General features: G+C 67.7%; 9 protein-coding genes, 1 tRNA gene and 1 pseudogene. 9 read left to right on the top strand and 2 right to left on the bottom strand.

What is annotated here, in order from left to right; translation table 11 throughout:
- The first annotated feature begins 247 nt into the window (after nt 1-247).
- The 3 genes and pseudogenes from ACODSC_RS02335 to ACODSC_RS02325 form a co-directional block, all read left to right on the top strand.
- Nucleotides 248-1708: a tetratricopeptide repeat protein gene (locus tag ACODSC_RS02335; RefSeq protein ID WP_488811454.1), complete on the top strand. Its 1461-nt coding sequence runs from the start codon at nt 248-250 to the stop codon at nt 1706-1708.
- A gap of 380 nt (nt 1709-2088) precedes the next feature.
- Nucleotides 2089-2304: a hypothetical protein gene (locus ACODSC_RS02330; RefSeq protein ID WP_488811452.1), complete on the top strand. Its 216-nt coding sequence runs from the start codon at nt 2089-2091 to the stop codon at nt 2302-2304.
- A gap of 192 nt (nt 2305-2496) precedes the next feature.
- A pseudogene (locus ACODSC_RS02325) lies at nt 2497-2703 on the top strand (DapH/DapD/GlmU-related protein); the annotation flags it as partial.
- Nucleotides 2704-3232: 529 nt separating this feature from the next.
- Here the strand turns inward: ACODSC_RS02325 and ACODSC_RS02320 are convergent.
- A tRNA-Lys gene (locus ACODSC_RS02320) sits at nt 3233-3309 on the bottom strand.
- A gap of 95 nt (nt 3310-3404) precedes the next feature.
- Between ACODSC_RS02320 and ACODSC_RS02315 the strand changes: the two genes are divergently transcribed.
- From ACODSC_RS02315 to ACODSC_RS02300, 4 genes are all read left to right on the top strand, one after another.
- Nucleotides 3405-4487 (top strand): CaiB/BaiF CoA transferase family protein, encoded by a 1083-nt coding sequence (locus tag ACODSC_RS02315; RefSeq protein ID WP_488811450.1) that lies wholly within the window; start codon nt 3405-3407, stop codon nt 4485-4487.
- Nucleotides 4488-4561: 74 nt separating this feature from the next.
- Nucleotides 4562-4828, top strand: coding sequence for a hypothetical protein (locus ACODSC_RS02310; protein ID WP_488811448.1), 267 nt, complete (start codon nt 4562-4564; stop codon nt 4826-4828).
- Nucleotides 4829-4869: 41 nt separating this feature from the next.
- The gene (locus tag ACODSC_RS02305) at nt 4870-6663 is read left to right on the top strand and encodes an autotransporter assembly complex protein TamA (RefSeq protein ID WP_488811446.1); all 1794 of its coding nucleotides are present in this window, start codon (nt 4870-4872) and stop codon (nt 6661-6663) included.
- The gene (locus ACODSC_RS02300; protein WP_488811444.1) at nt 6660-10895 is read left to right on the top strand and encodes a translocation/assembly module TamB domain-containing protein; all 4236 of its coding nucleotides are present in this window, start codon (nt 6660-6662) and stop codon (nt 10893-10895) included. Before ACODSC_RS02305 ends, ACODSC_RS02300 begins: the two co-directional genes overlap by 4 nt.
- Nucleotides 10896-11229: 334 nt before the next feature.
- Here the strand turns inward: ACODSC_RS02300 and ACODSC_RS02295 are convergent, their stop codons facing one another.
- Nucleotides 11230-11772 carry a hypothetical protein gene (locus tag ACODSC_RS02295; protein ID WP_488811442.1) on the bottom strand — a complete coding sequence of 181 codons (543 nt, stop codon included), beginning with the start codon at nt 11770-11772 and terminating at the stop codon, nt 11230-11232.
- Between the two features lie 98 nt (nt 11773-11870).
- Between ACODSC_RS02295 and ACODSC_RS02290 the strand changes: the two genes are divergently transcribed.
- A complete protein-coding gene (locus ACODSC_RS02290; protein WP_488812140.1) occupies nt 11871-13121 on the top strand; it encodes a hydrolase in 1251 nt (416 codons plus the stop codon).
- Nucleotide 13122: 1 nt separating this feature from the next.
- Nucleotides 13123-14130 (top strand): arginine N-succinyltransferase, encoded by a 1008-nt coding sequence (locus ACODSC_RS02285; protein ID WP_488811440.1) that lies wholly within the window; start codon nt 13123-13125, stop codon nt 14128-14130.
- The last annotated feature ends 36 nt before the right edge of the window (nt 14131-14166 follow it).

Here is a 14166-nt window from a genome sequence, read left to right as displayed (position 1 = left end):
GATCAAAGGCGCCGGGCGATGTCCGCAAGGGAGAAATGGTACGTCTTCTCGTCAGGCGAGGCGAGGCGGATGCGGCCTTCCGGCAAAGTGCGGTCAATCAGCCATCAACTTGACACCAGCTAAGCTTCGCGGACACCGCCTAGCCATGATTGCGGCGCGTTGAGCCCTGACCTATTTGACGGCCGCCCCCTTCCCCGACTGACGCGATCTGCGCTACGCCCGGCATAGCTGAGACGAGGTCGTGCGTATGGAAGAGACTGCGAAGCGGAAGCCGGCGTCGGCCATCTTGCGAGAACTGAGGCTGTCGGGCCGCGAGGACGAGGCCGAGTTGCTGGCGCAGGACCTTCTCAACGCCCCCTCGGTCCGTGTGTCCACGCTTAAGGAGGCGGCCTATCTGGCGTTTCACCGTCAGGACTGGTCAGCCACTTGGCAACGATATCAGCGCCTGCTGGACGTCGCCCCGAGTGAGTTCAGCGACAAGTATTACCGGCGGCTCTATGAGGGGTATTGCAAGGCAGGCGAGGCCGACCGAGCGGTGCGTTGCCTGATGGATGCGGTCTACCTGTTTCCCGAAGATCCGATCTTCAAGCCCGAAGCCCAGGCCCGCAACGCCGAGATTGCTGCTCATATCGAACACTGGGCGCCCACAATCGCACGAACCGGGCCGACGGCGCAGCTGACGCAAGCCCTGCTTTTCAAGCAGATATTCACGCGCGGGGACGCCATAGCCGCCCATCGGCTGAAAGAAATCTGCGCCGAGGCATATCGACGCTGGCCCGTGCAGGGCATGCACCCGTCTCAACAATACCAGCGCGCCGCCGCGTCGGCCTACCTGGAACAGCACGGCGAGGCGCGTGACTGGCTGAGCAATCAGAGCTGGATGAAGTGGGGCAAGGATCGTTGGGTCGCGGCCCAGCTGCTGGGGTATTGTGATATCGCGTTGGGCGTTGAGCCGAAGCGGGTCTTTAGCCGCCTGTTTCGCCTGGAGCATGGCGACACCCTTGCGCCGGCGGAGGCCCATGCGCCGTGGGGTGTCGCAGAGTTTGACCGGGTCTTCCGCGGCAAATCCGTGGCGATCGTCGGACCTGCGAACACTGGACAGAATTTGGCCAAGGAGATCGACGGCTTCGACGTCGTGGTACGGACGAACGTCTTCTCTTTTGATGAGTTGGCGCGGGCGAAGGATCGTCTCGGGATGCGGGCCGACGTCTCATACTATACGAACGCGACGTTCCAGCTCAGACGGCAGGAGCTTTACAACTTGCTCGGCTCCACGCCTCTGATCCCGGTGCTGCGTCGGGGCCACAATCTGAGGGAAGCGAGGGCCGAAGCTGGCGTCGTGAACGCCCGCCTGTCTTCGCCGACGCCCCGCAACTTCCTTCCGATCTTCGGCAGCATGCACGCGATCCAGCGGATTATCTGGGATCTGTCGAAGTTCGGGCCAAGCCGCATCAAGCTGTTCAACGTCAACTTCTACGGCGGTGCGATGTACGATCCCAGCTATACGCCTCGGAACGCTGCGCCGGGGCGAAACTCTCTCGGCGTCTCACACGACCCGCTTCAGGGCTTCATGTTCGCAAAGATGATGCTTGAGAAGGGCGCCGTCGAGGCCGACCCGGTGGCGACGGAAGTCTTAAGCTGGAGCCGGTGGCAGTATATCGATATGCTGCAGCGCGATTTCGCGGACCATTGGAAGGGCCTGAAATGAGATTATCTGTGGGTCGCGAAGATGTTTCGGATCAGGAAACGGGCCTCACGCTCGCTGACTTCCGCCATGTGGCCTAGATAGAGGTTGGCGGCTGGACTGAGCCAGAAATCTTCGACGGCGAGCAGGCAAACAGGTTCGTGTTCGATCCCGAAGACGAGGGCCAGGACATCCTGAGCGCAGCGGAGATGCGCGATGAGTTGTTGCCGGTGCGGGCGAAGACGCTGAAGGCACGTCGTATTTCACGGCCGTAGTCATCAGGGTCGATCCGGTGGAGAACTCGACAGAGATGCATGAAGTCGTGATCGTGCGTCATTCGGAAGTTCTGCGGCAGAATTAAGCGACCGGTTGCCGCGACCGGCCGGGCGTGGCATTGCGACGGAATGGCTTACACCGCTACGCTTACAGCCCAGCACGTTCAGTTTTTCATCGACAACAACATCTATTTCGCCGTGAAGTCGATGACGCCCGACCGACTACACGCCGCCTTGGTCGGCAAGGCGCTGACCATGGACGACTCTGTGGTGGTCGAGCCGTTCTGTGCGTTCCCCGCCCCGGGGCTCGACACTCTTCAGCATGGGCGCACATTCCTATTCTAGAGCCCCCCTCGACGAGATTGAGGTGGGACGGTTTTGCTGGGCGCGCGAGTGATGCCGGCAGATCATCCCCTCGACCGAGTATCGACGAGCGGTTTCGACTATTCGCGGGCGCCCGTCTATTCCGCCCATCTGGCCAAGCGTGGGGTGACGCAAAAGCGCTCGCCTATCCAGGCCGCCAAACCGGCCCCCAAGATCGGGAACGACGTCTGGATCGGCATGGACGCAGTGATCGGCCGAGGTGTGACTATTGGCGACGGCGCTGTGGTCGCCGCTCGAGCTGTCGTCACCAAGGACGTCGCGCCCTATTCGATCGTCGGCGGCGTGCCTGCCAAACATATTCGCTACCGATTTGATGAGGCCGTGCGCAGCCGCCTGTTAGCATCGGCCTGGTGGGACTACGACCCGGCGACCTACGCTGATCTAGACACCACGGACCCCGAGCGCTTCCTGGATCAGTTCGAAGAGCGCAAGGCGGCCGGTCTGATCACCGAGTACCGCCCACGCCAGATCAAGTTGGCTGAGGAACTGGCGCGCATCTCCGCCGCCTAATCCTACCGTCCCCTTCCAGGCGCCGACATGATCGGCGCATGGATGACGCGCCCCTTCCTGAACCTGCCGCGCCGCGAGACTGTGCGATCAAGCCTGCCCTGGTCGAACTGTGGCACGGGCTGCGCCATTGGCTGGAGTCGTTCATCCCCGGGGCGTGGGCGCGGCCATCGTCCAGACGTGGGAGCCGGGCCTGGGCTGGCGCGACCGCGTCGACCAGCGGGTCGTGGTCCTATCGTTCGCCGTATTCCTGGTTCCTGCCATGCTCCATCCCTAGGCTAGGGCGACACCAAGGGCCGCGAACATCGGAAGCCCAAATCACAAACGTTCGCTTTTGTTCTGCCTGCCAGACGGCAAAAAGCCCGCCGAAGCGGGCTTTAAATGGTACGCCCTCTCGGGCTCGAACCGAGGACCCTCTGATTAAAAGTCAGATGCTCTAACCAACTGAGCTAAGGGCGCACCGCGCGACGTCCGGGCTGGCCCGAACCGTCGAAGGGCGCCTTCTGTTGTAATCCGGCCTTCCGGTCAAGACCCGGTCTGCTACTCATGCGCGGATGCAACCGTTAAATGGCGTCCGCATCATCGAGTTCGACGGCCTGGGGCCGGTCACCTTCGCCGGCATGATGCTGGCGGACCTGGGGGCGGAGGTGGTGCGGCTGACGCGCGACGTCTCGGCCGGGCCTGCGGTTTTCGATGAAGTGGGGGGCGCGGTGCTGCACCGGGGGCGGGCCTTTGCGCCGGTCGATCTGAAGTCGCCCGACGATCGCGAGCGTATCCTGACGCTGGTGGATGGCGCGGACGCGGTGATCGAGGGCTTCCGGCCCGGCGTGATGGAGCGGCTGGGCTATGGGCCGGAGGTGTTGCACGCGAGAAAACCCGCGCTGGTGTTCGGGCGGGTGACGGGCTGGGGCCAGACGGGGCCGCTGGCGAACGCCGTGGGGCATGACCTGAACTACATCGGCCTGTCGGGCGTGCTGTATGCCGTGGGCGAGGCGGATCGACCGCCCTCCCCGCCGCTGAACCTGGTGGGCGACTATGGCGGCGGGGCCATGTTGCTGGTGATCGGCGTGCTGGCGGCGCTGGTGGAGGCCAGGACCACCGGCAGGGGCCGAGTGGTGGATGCGGCCATGACCGACGGGGCGGCCCTGCTGGGCGGGCTGTTCCAGGCGCTGCGCGGTCAGGGGATGTGGAGCGAGCGGCGCGGGGCCAATCTGCTGGACGGGGGCGCGCCCTTCTATCGCTGCTACGCCTGTCGCGACGGCGGGTTCGTGGCGGTGGCGGCGCTGGAGCCGAGGTTCTACGCCGCCCTGCTGAAGGGGTTGGAGATCGATCCGGCCGAGGCGGTCCAGTATGACATCGGCGCATGGCCGGCGCTGCAGGCCCGGTTCGCGGCCCTGTTCGCCACCCGCGACCGGGACGACTGGAGCGCCCATTTCGCCGGGACCGAGGCCTGCGTCACGCCGGTGCTCAGCCTGGCAGAGGCCCCTGACCATCCGCACAATCAGGCCCGTGGGACCTTCCACAACGGCCTTCCCGGTCCGGCGCCGCGCTTTGACGACGAGACGCCGAACCCTGGCGGGAAGACGGCGATGACGTTGGACGACGTCGTCGCGAAATGGTCCGATCACGCCGGATGACCGACGCTGTTTTCGGCGCTATGGGAACGTCGTCGCGCCACGGGCGTTGCAAGGGCCAAGCCCCGGGGAATTTCATGAGACGCTCGACTTTCGTTCTGGCCGCCGCCGCGTTGAGCGTCCTGGCGCTTTCCGCCTGTGACGACCGCCAGTCGAGGTCGGACGAGGACTATGTTGAGACGCCGGTCGAAGAACCGGCCGCACCGCCCCCGGAACCGGCGCCCGTCGTCGCGCCCGAGGTCGAGGACACGACGCCCACGCCCCCGCCTTCCACGACCCTTCCGCCTGAAGAACGCACGTCGGAACAGTCGGTCCAACCCGAAAGCGAAACCCTGTTCTACTGAGACAGGTCGCACGGAACCGCGCCTTTGACGAAAGACAGACCTTGACGTTCAGGCCTACCCTGTTTGTGGCTGCGCTCGCCGCCGTCTCGGCTTGCGCCCACGCAGCGGCGGCCGACCCGCGCGCCCAGATTCGCGGCGATATGGACGCCGAGCTGCGCCGTGCGCTGGAACGCGCCGTGGGCGAGGTCGACGAAGCCCCCTCAAGCCGATTCGAGGCCCGCCGTCGCGCCGAGAGCGCCCTGGAAGCGGCGACCGCCTTGCTGCGGTCGGAAGGCTACTATCAGCCAACGGTGGAGGACGACGTCGACGGCGAGGACGCACCGGTCGCCATCGTCTCAGTTCAGCCCGGGCGGCGCTTTCTGCTGACCGATCCGACGGTGCAGTGGGTCGATCCGGCGCCGGCGGCGGACGCCGCCGAACAGGCCAGGGCCGCCATCGGGCTGAAGGCCGGCGATCCCGGCCGGGCCGTGGACGTCATCTCCGGCGAGGGTCGTCTGGTCGCCTCCCTGGTGCGCGACGGTTACGCCGACGCCAAGGCCAACCCCCGCCGGGTGGTGGTCGATCACGCCGCCTTCACCGTCGCGCCGGAATATCGCATCGCCTCGGGCCCGCTGGTGCGGCTGGACGGGGTGCGGGTGTCCACGCGCGGGCGCACCAACCGCGCCTGGGTCGCGGGCCTGGCGCCCTGGGATGAAGGCGACCGCTACGACCCCGAACTGGTCGCCGAGCTGGAACGTCGGCTGCTGGACACCGGGGTCTATGACGGCATCGGCGTGGCGCTGTCGCCGCGAGATCAGACGACCCCAGACGGTCTGCGTCCGGTCATCGTCAGCCTGCAGGACCGGCCGCGCCGCATCCTGGAGACCGGCGCCACCTGGTCGACGGCCGAGGGCGTCGGCGTCGACGTGATCCAGACCCGCTACAACCGCTTTGGCCGCGCCGACACCCTGCGGCTGGAAGCGCGGCTGGCGGACATCGACAGCCGCATCGGCGCGGACCTGTCCCTGCCCCATTGGCGCCGGCCGGGCCGGACGCTGAAAATGGGCGTGGCGGCGGTCAACGAGGACACCGACGCCTATGTGCGCACCGCCCTGGTCCTTTACGCCGATCTGCAGCAGCGTATCGGCAAGACCTCCTATTTCAACTACGGCATCGGGCTGGACGCGGGCCGCTACAGCGAGACGCGCTACGACTTCACCACCCTGCCCCCGCAGAGCGTCAGCTTCGACCGTGACCTGGCGATCATCACGGCCCGCACCAGCGCCTATATCGACCATTCCAACGATCCGCTGAACCCGACCAAGGGCTGGCGGGTCAATCTGGCGGTGCAGCCGACGGCGGTGACGGGCGAGAGCAACATCCTGTTCCTGCGGACGGAAACCCAGGGCACGGCCTATTTCCCGGTCGCGGGCGACCGCACCATCCTGGCGGGCCGAGTGAAGATCGGCTCCATCGTCGGCGGCAGCGAACTGAACGTGCCCGCGGATCGCCTGTTCTATTCCGGCGGCGGCGGGTCGGTGCGCGGCTATTCCTATCAGGGCGTCAATCCGCAACTGCCGGATGGGACGCCGCGCGGGGGGCTGTCGCTGTTCGAGACCTCGTTCGAGGTGCGTCAGTCGATCGGCCAGAGCTTCCAGGCCGTCGCCTTCGTGGACGCCGGGGCGGTCGGCTTTCAGGAGACGCCGAACCTGACCAACATGCGCTACGGCGCGGGGCTGGGCGTGCGCTACATGCTGCCGTTCGGGCCGATCCGGGCGGACGTGGCCGTGCCGCTGAGCAAGCGTGACGGCGATTCCGCCTTCCAGATCTACATCAGCATCGGGCAGGCGTTTTGACCGACACACCGCCTGAAACCACGCCTGAAGACGTCAAGCCGACCCAGGCCGCGCGGCCTGCGGAGCCGCGTCGCGGGCTGGTCAAGCGCATCGCCCTGATCGCGGGCGCGGTGGTCGTCGGCCTGCTGGTGCTGATCGCCGCCGCCTTGGTCGGCGGACGCTACTACATCGCCTCGGACGGCGGGCGCGAGATGGTGCTGCAGCGGATCCAGGACCTGAAGATCAGCCGGTACGGGCGGCTGAAGATCTATGGGCTGAAGGGCGACCTGCTGAGCGATTTCAGCATCGACCGCATCACCCTGGCCGACAGCGAGGGGATCTGGCTGGAGGCGAACAACCTCAGCATGGACTGGTCGTATCTGGCGCTGCTCGGTCGCAGCTTCCACGCCCGCGACATCAAGGCCGAGACCGTTCGCGTCCTGCGCCGGCCCGTGGTCGAGCCGCCCAGCGGGGAGCCGCCCAGCCCGCAGCCGATCTCGATCCGGATCGACAAGTTCGCCGCCAACATCGAACTGATGGAAGGCTTCTCCAAGGAATACGGCCGCTGGAGCCTGTCGGGCGACGCCAGCCTGCCCCGCGTCGGCGCCAAGAGCGCCACCGTCAACGCCGCCAGCCTGAATCGGCCCGGCGACTATCTGCGTCTGGCGGCGAGCTTTGGCGGCAAGCTGGAAGACACGCGCCTGAACCTGCGCGCCAACGAGGCCCAGGGCGGGCCGCTGGCCGGGGCGCTGGGCTATTCGCCGGATCAGCCGTTCTCGGCGGTCGCGTTGGTCAACGCCGATGTCGTCAACGCCCGGGTGCAGACGGGAGCATTCGTGCCCCTGATCATTCAGGGTCATTTCGGGGACGAGGGATCGCGGGTGTCGGGCTTCGCCGACTTCAGCGGCTCGGACCTGCTGGCGCCGTTCGTCGAGCGGGTCGGGCGCACCGCCCGCTTCGGCTTCGCCATGGTTCCGACGCCGGACAAGGCCCATCAGGGCGTGGCGTGGAAGCTGATCTCAGACAACGTCCAGTCCGAGGCGCGCGGCCTGGTGCGCATGTCGGATCGCAGCTCGCCTGCCGGCATCCAGCTGGAGATTCAGGCTGCATCGTTGAGCCGGCTGGTCGGGTCGGACGTCGCGGGGCCGGCGGCCTATTCCGGCCTGTTCAAGGGCGACGCGGAAACCTGGACCCTTAAAGGCCAGGCGACCCTGCTGAACGCCAATCTGGCCAGCTATCGCGCGACCCGGATCGCCGGGCCGCTGAACGTCCAGGTCAAGGGCGGCCGCATGGACTTCGACGGCGACATCCGCGCCAACGGCGGGTCGGGCGAAGGCATCATCGGCAGTCTGCTGGGCGCGACGCCGCGCGTGCAGATGCAGGCCGTACGGATGAAGGACGGCGCGATCCTGCTGGAGAAGGTCGATCTGCAGGGCCGGGGCCTGACCCTGAACGGCTCGGGATCGCGCAACCTGCTGGGCGGGATGAGCTTCCGCGGGAACGCCCAGCTGACCGACGCCTCGCGCGTCCTGCCCGAGGCGCGCGGCGCCTTCGGCGGGCCGATCCGGGCGTCGTCGGCGCGGACGGGCGCGCCCTGGGTGCTGAACTTCGACGGACGAGGACGGAACCTGACCGTGGGCATGGCCGAGCTGGACCGCCTGCTGGGCAAGACGCCGCGCCTGCAACTGGCCGGCAAGCTGAACGGCGGGCGGATCGAGGTCGATCGCGGCGAGCTGACGGGAGCGGCGGGTCGCGCCGGCGCCAAGGGCGTCATCGAGACGGCGGGTCGGCTGCGTCTGGCGCTGGACTGGAACGCGCGCGGGCCGTTCGCGGCCGGGCCGGTCGAGATCGGCGGCGACATGAACGGACGCGGCGCCCTGACCGGCACCCTGTCCCAGCCGCGCGTCGATCTGACCGCCGGCTTCCAGCAGGTCACGGCCGGCGCCCTGACGCTGAACAACGCCGATCTGACGCTGAGCTTCCGCAAGGGCGCGGATGCGTCGGACGGGCGGATCACGGTCGTCAGCGGCTCGAACTATGGCCCTGCGCGGGCCTCGGGCAACTTCTTCCTGGGCGGAAAGCGCATCCGCCTGACCGATCTGGACGTGGACGCCGGCGGCGTGACGGCCCAGGGCGCCGTCGCCCTGTCGGACAACATCCCGTCCAGCGCGGACCTGACGTTCACGGCGCGCGCCGGCGCCTTCCTGGCCTCGGGCGAGGCCAATGGGCGGGTCCGGCTGACCGACGGCGGCGGCTCGGACAGCGCCGTGCTGGACGTCAGCGGGCGCAACGTGCGGCTGGCGGGCCAGAGCTGGACCCTGCGCACCCTGGACTTGGACGGACGGGGAACGCTGGACAACCTGCCGTTCAGCGTCACCCTCGACGTCGGCGGCGGCACGCCGGCCCAGTTCAACGGCACCGGCGTCTATTCGCGCCGGGGTACCGCGCACGGCCTGACGCTGAGGGGCGACGGTCGGGTGCGCGAGGTCGCCTTTACGACCCGCAGTCCCGTCTCCGTGACCCTGGACGGCGAAAACCGGTCCGCACGGCTGGACCTGGGGGTCGGCGGCGGCGCCCTGGTGGCCGACCTGAGACAGGACGCCGGCGGCGCCGCGATCCAGGCGAACCTGACGCGCGTGGACCTGGCGTCCATCTCGCCGGATCTGCGCGGCAGCGTGACCGGCCAGGTCTCCCTGCGCGGCGCCGGCGAGGACCTGTCGGGCTCGGCCAATGTCGCGCTTCAGAACCTGCGCAGCATCGACGCCCCGCGCGGTCTGGCCGTGGACGGCCGGGTGGACGCCACCCTGGCCGGTGACCGGCTGACCATCAAGGCGACGGCCGTGGACGAGGGGGCGGTTCAAGCCTCGGCCGATGTGGTGCTGCCGGTCGAGGCCTCGGCCGCGCCGCTGCGCCTGGCTATCGCCCGGACCCGCGAGATGTCGGGCCGGGTGTCGATCAATGGTCAGATCCAGCCGATCTGGGACCTGTTCCTGGGCGGCGAACGCAGCCTGGCGGGCCAGGTGGCCGGTCAGGCGACGCTGGCGGGCACCCTGAATGCGCCGCGGCTAAACGGGCGGTTCGACCTGAGCCAGGGCTCCTATCGCGAGAATGCGGTCGGCCTGGTGCTGGGCGACCTGACCCTGAGGACCAGTTTCGACGACACCGTCGCCCAGATCGAGACCTTCACCGCCAACGACGGCGCGGGCGGCACGGTGACCGGCCAGGGCCGCGTCGGCCTGCGTCAGGGATCGGGGTCGAACGCGCAACTGACGCTGAACCGCTTCCGCGTCATCGACAACGACATCGCCGAGGCCCGCGCCTCGGGTCCGATCACCATCGTTCGCGGGGCCGACGGCAATATCCAGCTGGGCGGACAGATCGACGTGGACGAAGCCCGGATCGAGCCGGAACTGCCGGGCGCCACCGGCATCGTCTCCATGGACGTGGTCGAGATCAACCGGCCCGGCGGCGATCCCGTCGAGACCGAGGAGAAGGCGCGCGGTCCGCAGATCGGCATGGACATCAGACTGCGCTCGACCGGCGGCAAGGTGCGGGTCAGCGGACGGGGCCTGAACGTGGTGCTGGACGTGAATGCCCGGGTGCGGGGCACCATCGCCCAGCCTCAGCTGACCGGCACGGCCAATGTGGTGCGCGGCGACTATGAGTTCGCCGGCAAGCGGTTCGTGTTCGACGATACGGGCCGGGTGACCCTGTCCACCGATCCGACCCAGATCCGGCTGAACCTGGCGGCGACGCGCGAGGATACGGCCCTGACGGCCTCGATCAATGTGACGGGCACGGCGGCCGAGCCGAAGATCGCCCTGACCTCGACCCCCTCCCTGCCCCAGGACGAAATCCTGTCGCAGGTGCTGTTCGGACGGTCGGCGTCGCAGCTGTCGGCGTTCGAGGCGGCCCAACTGGCGGCCGGGGTCGCGGCCCTGGCGGGCGGCGGCGGGTTCGACGTGATCGGCAACCTGCGTGAACTGGCGGGGCTGGACCGGCTGTCCTTCGGCGGCGAGGCCTCGGCCGTCACCGTGGCGGGCGGACGCTACATCACCGACGACGTCTATCTGGAGGTCATCGGCGGCGGCGAAAACGGCGCAGCGGTCAAGGTCGAGTGGCAGCCCCGGCGCAACATCGCCGTCAGCTCGCAGTTCGGCGGCCAGGGGGACACCAGCCTGTCGATCCGCTGGCGCCACGAGAGCCGCGAGGCCGGCGACCGCCGTCCGAACCGGGGCCGTCGCACACGCTGAGCCGCCTTTCCGACCGCAGGTCGGAGGGCGGCTGAATTGCACCCATTGAAAATGGTGCAAGTGGTGCAATGGCGCGCCGTGACACGCTGTTTTCATTCATGAAAATGTCGGCGGCGAGTTGCACTGGTGCAACAAGGTGCAAGTTCGGCGGAAGTTGTGGGGGCCGAAAACTGGCCAAACGGTCAGCTTCGCAAGGCGATGGCGATGTCAAAGACCGGGCATGATCATAACCCCGTTTGACATCGTGCTGAGTAGAAAGCCGCCTGGAGCGCCTAGGCCGTTGAAAACGCAGCCTTTGCTTTGCCGATTTAGGATGGCTGGCGGGAGAAACCCATCAGGGCTCGCTGCGCAGACGGTGCAGCAGCATGGCGCCCTGGAGCGCGGCCACGTAGATCACGGCTGAGACCGCCGCCACCGGCCAGGTGGTCAAGGTGACCCAGAGCGGCAGCTCCGGCGTCGGCATCGTGCCCAGCAGCCGCATCCCAAGATTGGCCACCAGGCTGTAGGCCACCAGCGCCAGCATGATGATGGGTATGGCGCGCGTCATCATCCGCCACTGGACCACCGCCAGCACGCCGTAGAGCACGACGGTGAAAAGGGCGCCGAACGCCATGGCGTAGGGCCAGATGACCTTCATGAACTCCTGCTGCATGGCGATCTGATCGGATGACAGATTCATCCGGGCGTATTCGCTGCTCATCGCCGTTTCGAACCAGCCCGAGGTGAACATCCACCAGGTGGGGATCAGGCCGGCGACCAGGGCGATCGCCAGGCCCACGACCAGTGCGCGCGCCGAACGCTGGGCCTCGGCCATGCCGCGCGGCAGCGTCAGCGGATTCATGGCGCGGAGCCACAGGTCGATGGTCGAACGCGTCATGAAAGCTCTCTTGCTGGCAGCGGAACCTAGCCGTGATCGGCGCCGACTTACAGGCCCTGACCTTCACCTTTGTGGTCGAGGCGTCTAGGGTCCGGCCGATGCGGATTCTGACCTCTGACCAGGCCGTCCTCGATCACGTCGCCGCGCGACGCGAGGCCATCATCGGGCGCACCATCGACTGGGCCAATATCAACTCCGGCAGCCGCAATGCAGCCGGTTTGAACGCCGTGCTGGACGCGCTGGAAACGGCGGCGCAGGCCTTGCCCGCCACGCTCGAGCGTATCGCGACGCAAGGTTCGACCAGCGTCGCCGACGACGGCTCGGTGCGGACCGAGGCCCATGCCGACGCGCTGAAGATCACCGCCCGGCCGGATGCGCCGATCCAGGTCGTGCTGACCGGCCATTTCGACACCGTCTTCCCCGCCGAGAGCCGGTTCCAGACCGTGACCACGCGGCAGGACGGCGCCCTGAACGGTCCCGGCGTGGCGGACATGAAGGGCGGGATCAGCGTGCTGCTGGCCGCGCTGGAGGCGTTCGAGACCCATCCGGATCGGAACGGGGTCGGCTGGACCGTGCTGCTGAGCCCCGACGAAGAGATCGGCTCGCCCGCCTCTGCGCCGCTGTTGGCCGAACTAGGGGCGCGGGGGCATGTGGGCCTGACCTATGAGCCGGCGCTGGCGGACGGGACGCTGGCGGGGGCGCGCAAGGGCAGCGGCAACTATCATCTGATCATGACGGGTCGCGCCGCCCACGCCGGGCGGGCCTTCGAAGAGGGGCGCAATGCGGTCGCCGGCGCCGCCATCATCGCCGCCGCCCTGCATGGACTGAACGGCCAGCATGAGGGCGTCACCGTCAATGTCGCGAAGATTTCGGGCGGGGGCGCGCTGAATGTCGTCGCCGACAATGCGGTGGTGCGCTTCAATGTGCGCGTCCCGGACAAGGCCGCCGCCGACTGGATCGACGCCTCGGTGCGCGCCATCGCCGCCACGCCGCCGTTCGAGGGGTTGAGCCTGGATCTGCACGGCGGCTTCACCCGTCCGCCCAAGCCGATGGACGCCGCCCAGACCGCCCTGTTCGAAGCGGTGAAGGAAGCCGGCGCCCTGCTGGGCCAGCCCATCGCCTGGAAGCCGTCGGGCGGGGTATGCGAGGGCAACAACCTGCACGCCGCCGGCCTGCCGAATATCGACACCCTGGGCGTCCGGGGCGGCGACATCCATTCGGATCAGGAGTTCGCCTGGCCCGACAGCTTCGTCGAACGCGCCCAGCTGAGCGCCCTGATCCTGTGCAAGATCGCCTCGGGCGAGATCGATGCGGCCAAACTGAAATCCCTGCGGATGGAAACCCTATAGAATGCTTGTCGTCCGTCCCGCCGGTCCCGCCGATCTGGATTATCTGCTGGAGCTGGCCATCCTGTCCGGCCCCGGCTTCACCAGCCTGCCCGAAGATCCCGACGCCCTGTCGGACCGGCTGGCGCTGAGCCAGGCCAGTTTCCGCGGCGAGGTCACGCCGCAGGAGGCCTGGTACACACTGATGCTGGAGGACGGCGACACCGGCGACATCGACGGGGTCGGGTCGGTCAAGGCGACGGTGGGGCTGAAACGGCCGTTCTTCTCGTTCCGGGTGGTGAACAATACGGCGTCGTCCCCGTCGCTGGGCGTCAAGCTGGATCACCAGACCCTGGTGCTGGTCAATGAATGCACCGGCTGGACCGAGGTGGGGTCGCTGTTCCTGAAGGCGGATCGGCGCAAGGGCGGCGCGGGGCGGCTGCTGAGCCAGTCGCGCTATATGCTGATCGGGGCCGAGCCCGATCTGTTCGCCGAGAATGTGCTGGCCGAGCTGCGCGGGGTGTTCACGCCGGACGGCGCCTGCCCGTTCTGGGACCATGTGGCGCACAAATTCTTCCCGATGGAGTTTGACGACGCCGATCGGATGACCGGATCAACCGACAAGCAGTTCATCCTGGACCTGGCCCCACGCCACCCGATCTATGTCGAACTGCTGCCCGAACCGGCGCGCGCCGTGATCGGCAAGGTGCATCCGCAAGGGGTGCCGGCCATGGCTCTGCTGGAGAGCGAAGGCTTCCGCACCAACGGGCTGGTGGACATCTTCGACGCCGGGCCGACTGTGTCGTGCGGGCGCGACAACATCCGCACGGTGCGCGACGCCCGGCGGCTGACCGTCGAGATAGTGGACACTGTCGACGCCGAACTGCCGGCTTTGATCTCGACCGACAGCGTCGCCGCCTTCCGGGCCGTGCGGGCGAAAGCCGACATCGAGGGCGACACCGTGCGCCTGACCGCCGAAACCGCCGCCGCGCTGAAGATCAAGGCCGGCGCCACCGTCCGCGTGAAATCATGATTGTATTCCACACATCCCTTCTCCCCTCGGGGGAGA

The organism is Brevundimonas sp. FG128 (assembly GCF_057809775.1).
This window is presented reverse-complemented; position numbering and strand designations above follow the sequence as displayed.

What these genes read in the sequence shown, in the direction of transcription:
- ACODSC_RS02335 (WP_488811454.1), top strand. Translation starts at nt 248, where the DNA reads ATGGAAGAGACTGCGAAGCGGAAGCCGGCGTCGGCCATCTTGCGAGAA.
- ACODSC_RS02330 (WP_488811452.1), top strand. Translation starts at nt 2,089, where the DNA reads ATGGCTTACACCGCTACGCTTACAGCCCAGCACGTTCAGTTTTTCATC.
- ACODSC_RS02315 (WP_488811450.1), top strand. Translation starts at nt 3,405, where the DNA reads ATGCAACCGTTAAATGGCGTCCGCATCATCGAGTTCGACGGCCTGGGG.
- ACODSC_RS02310 (WP_488811448.1), top strand. Translation starts at nt 4,562, where the DNA reads ATGAGACGCTCGACTTTCGTTCTGGCCGCCGCCGCGTTGAGCGTCCTG.
- ACODSC_RS02295 (WP_488811442.1), bottom strand. Translation starts at nt 11,772, where the DNA reads ATGACGCGTTCGACCATCGACCTGTGGCTCCGCGCCATGAATCCGCTG.
- ACODSC_RS02290 (WP_488812140.1), top strand. Translation starts at nt 11,871, where the DNA reads ATGCGGATTCTGACCTCTGACCAGGCCGTCCTCGATCACGTCGCCGCG.
- ACODSC_RS02285 (WP_488811440.1), top strand. Translation starts at nt 13,123, where the DNA reads ATGCTTGTCGTCCGTCCCGCCGGTCCCGCCGATCTGGATTATCTGCTG.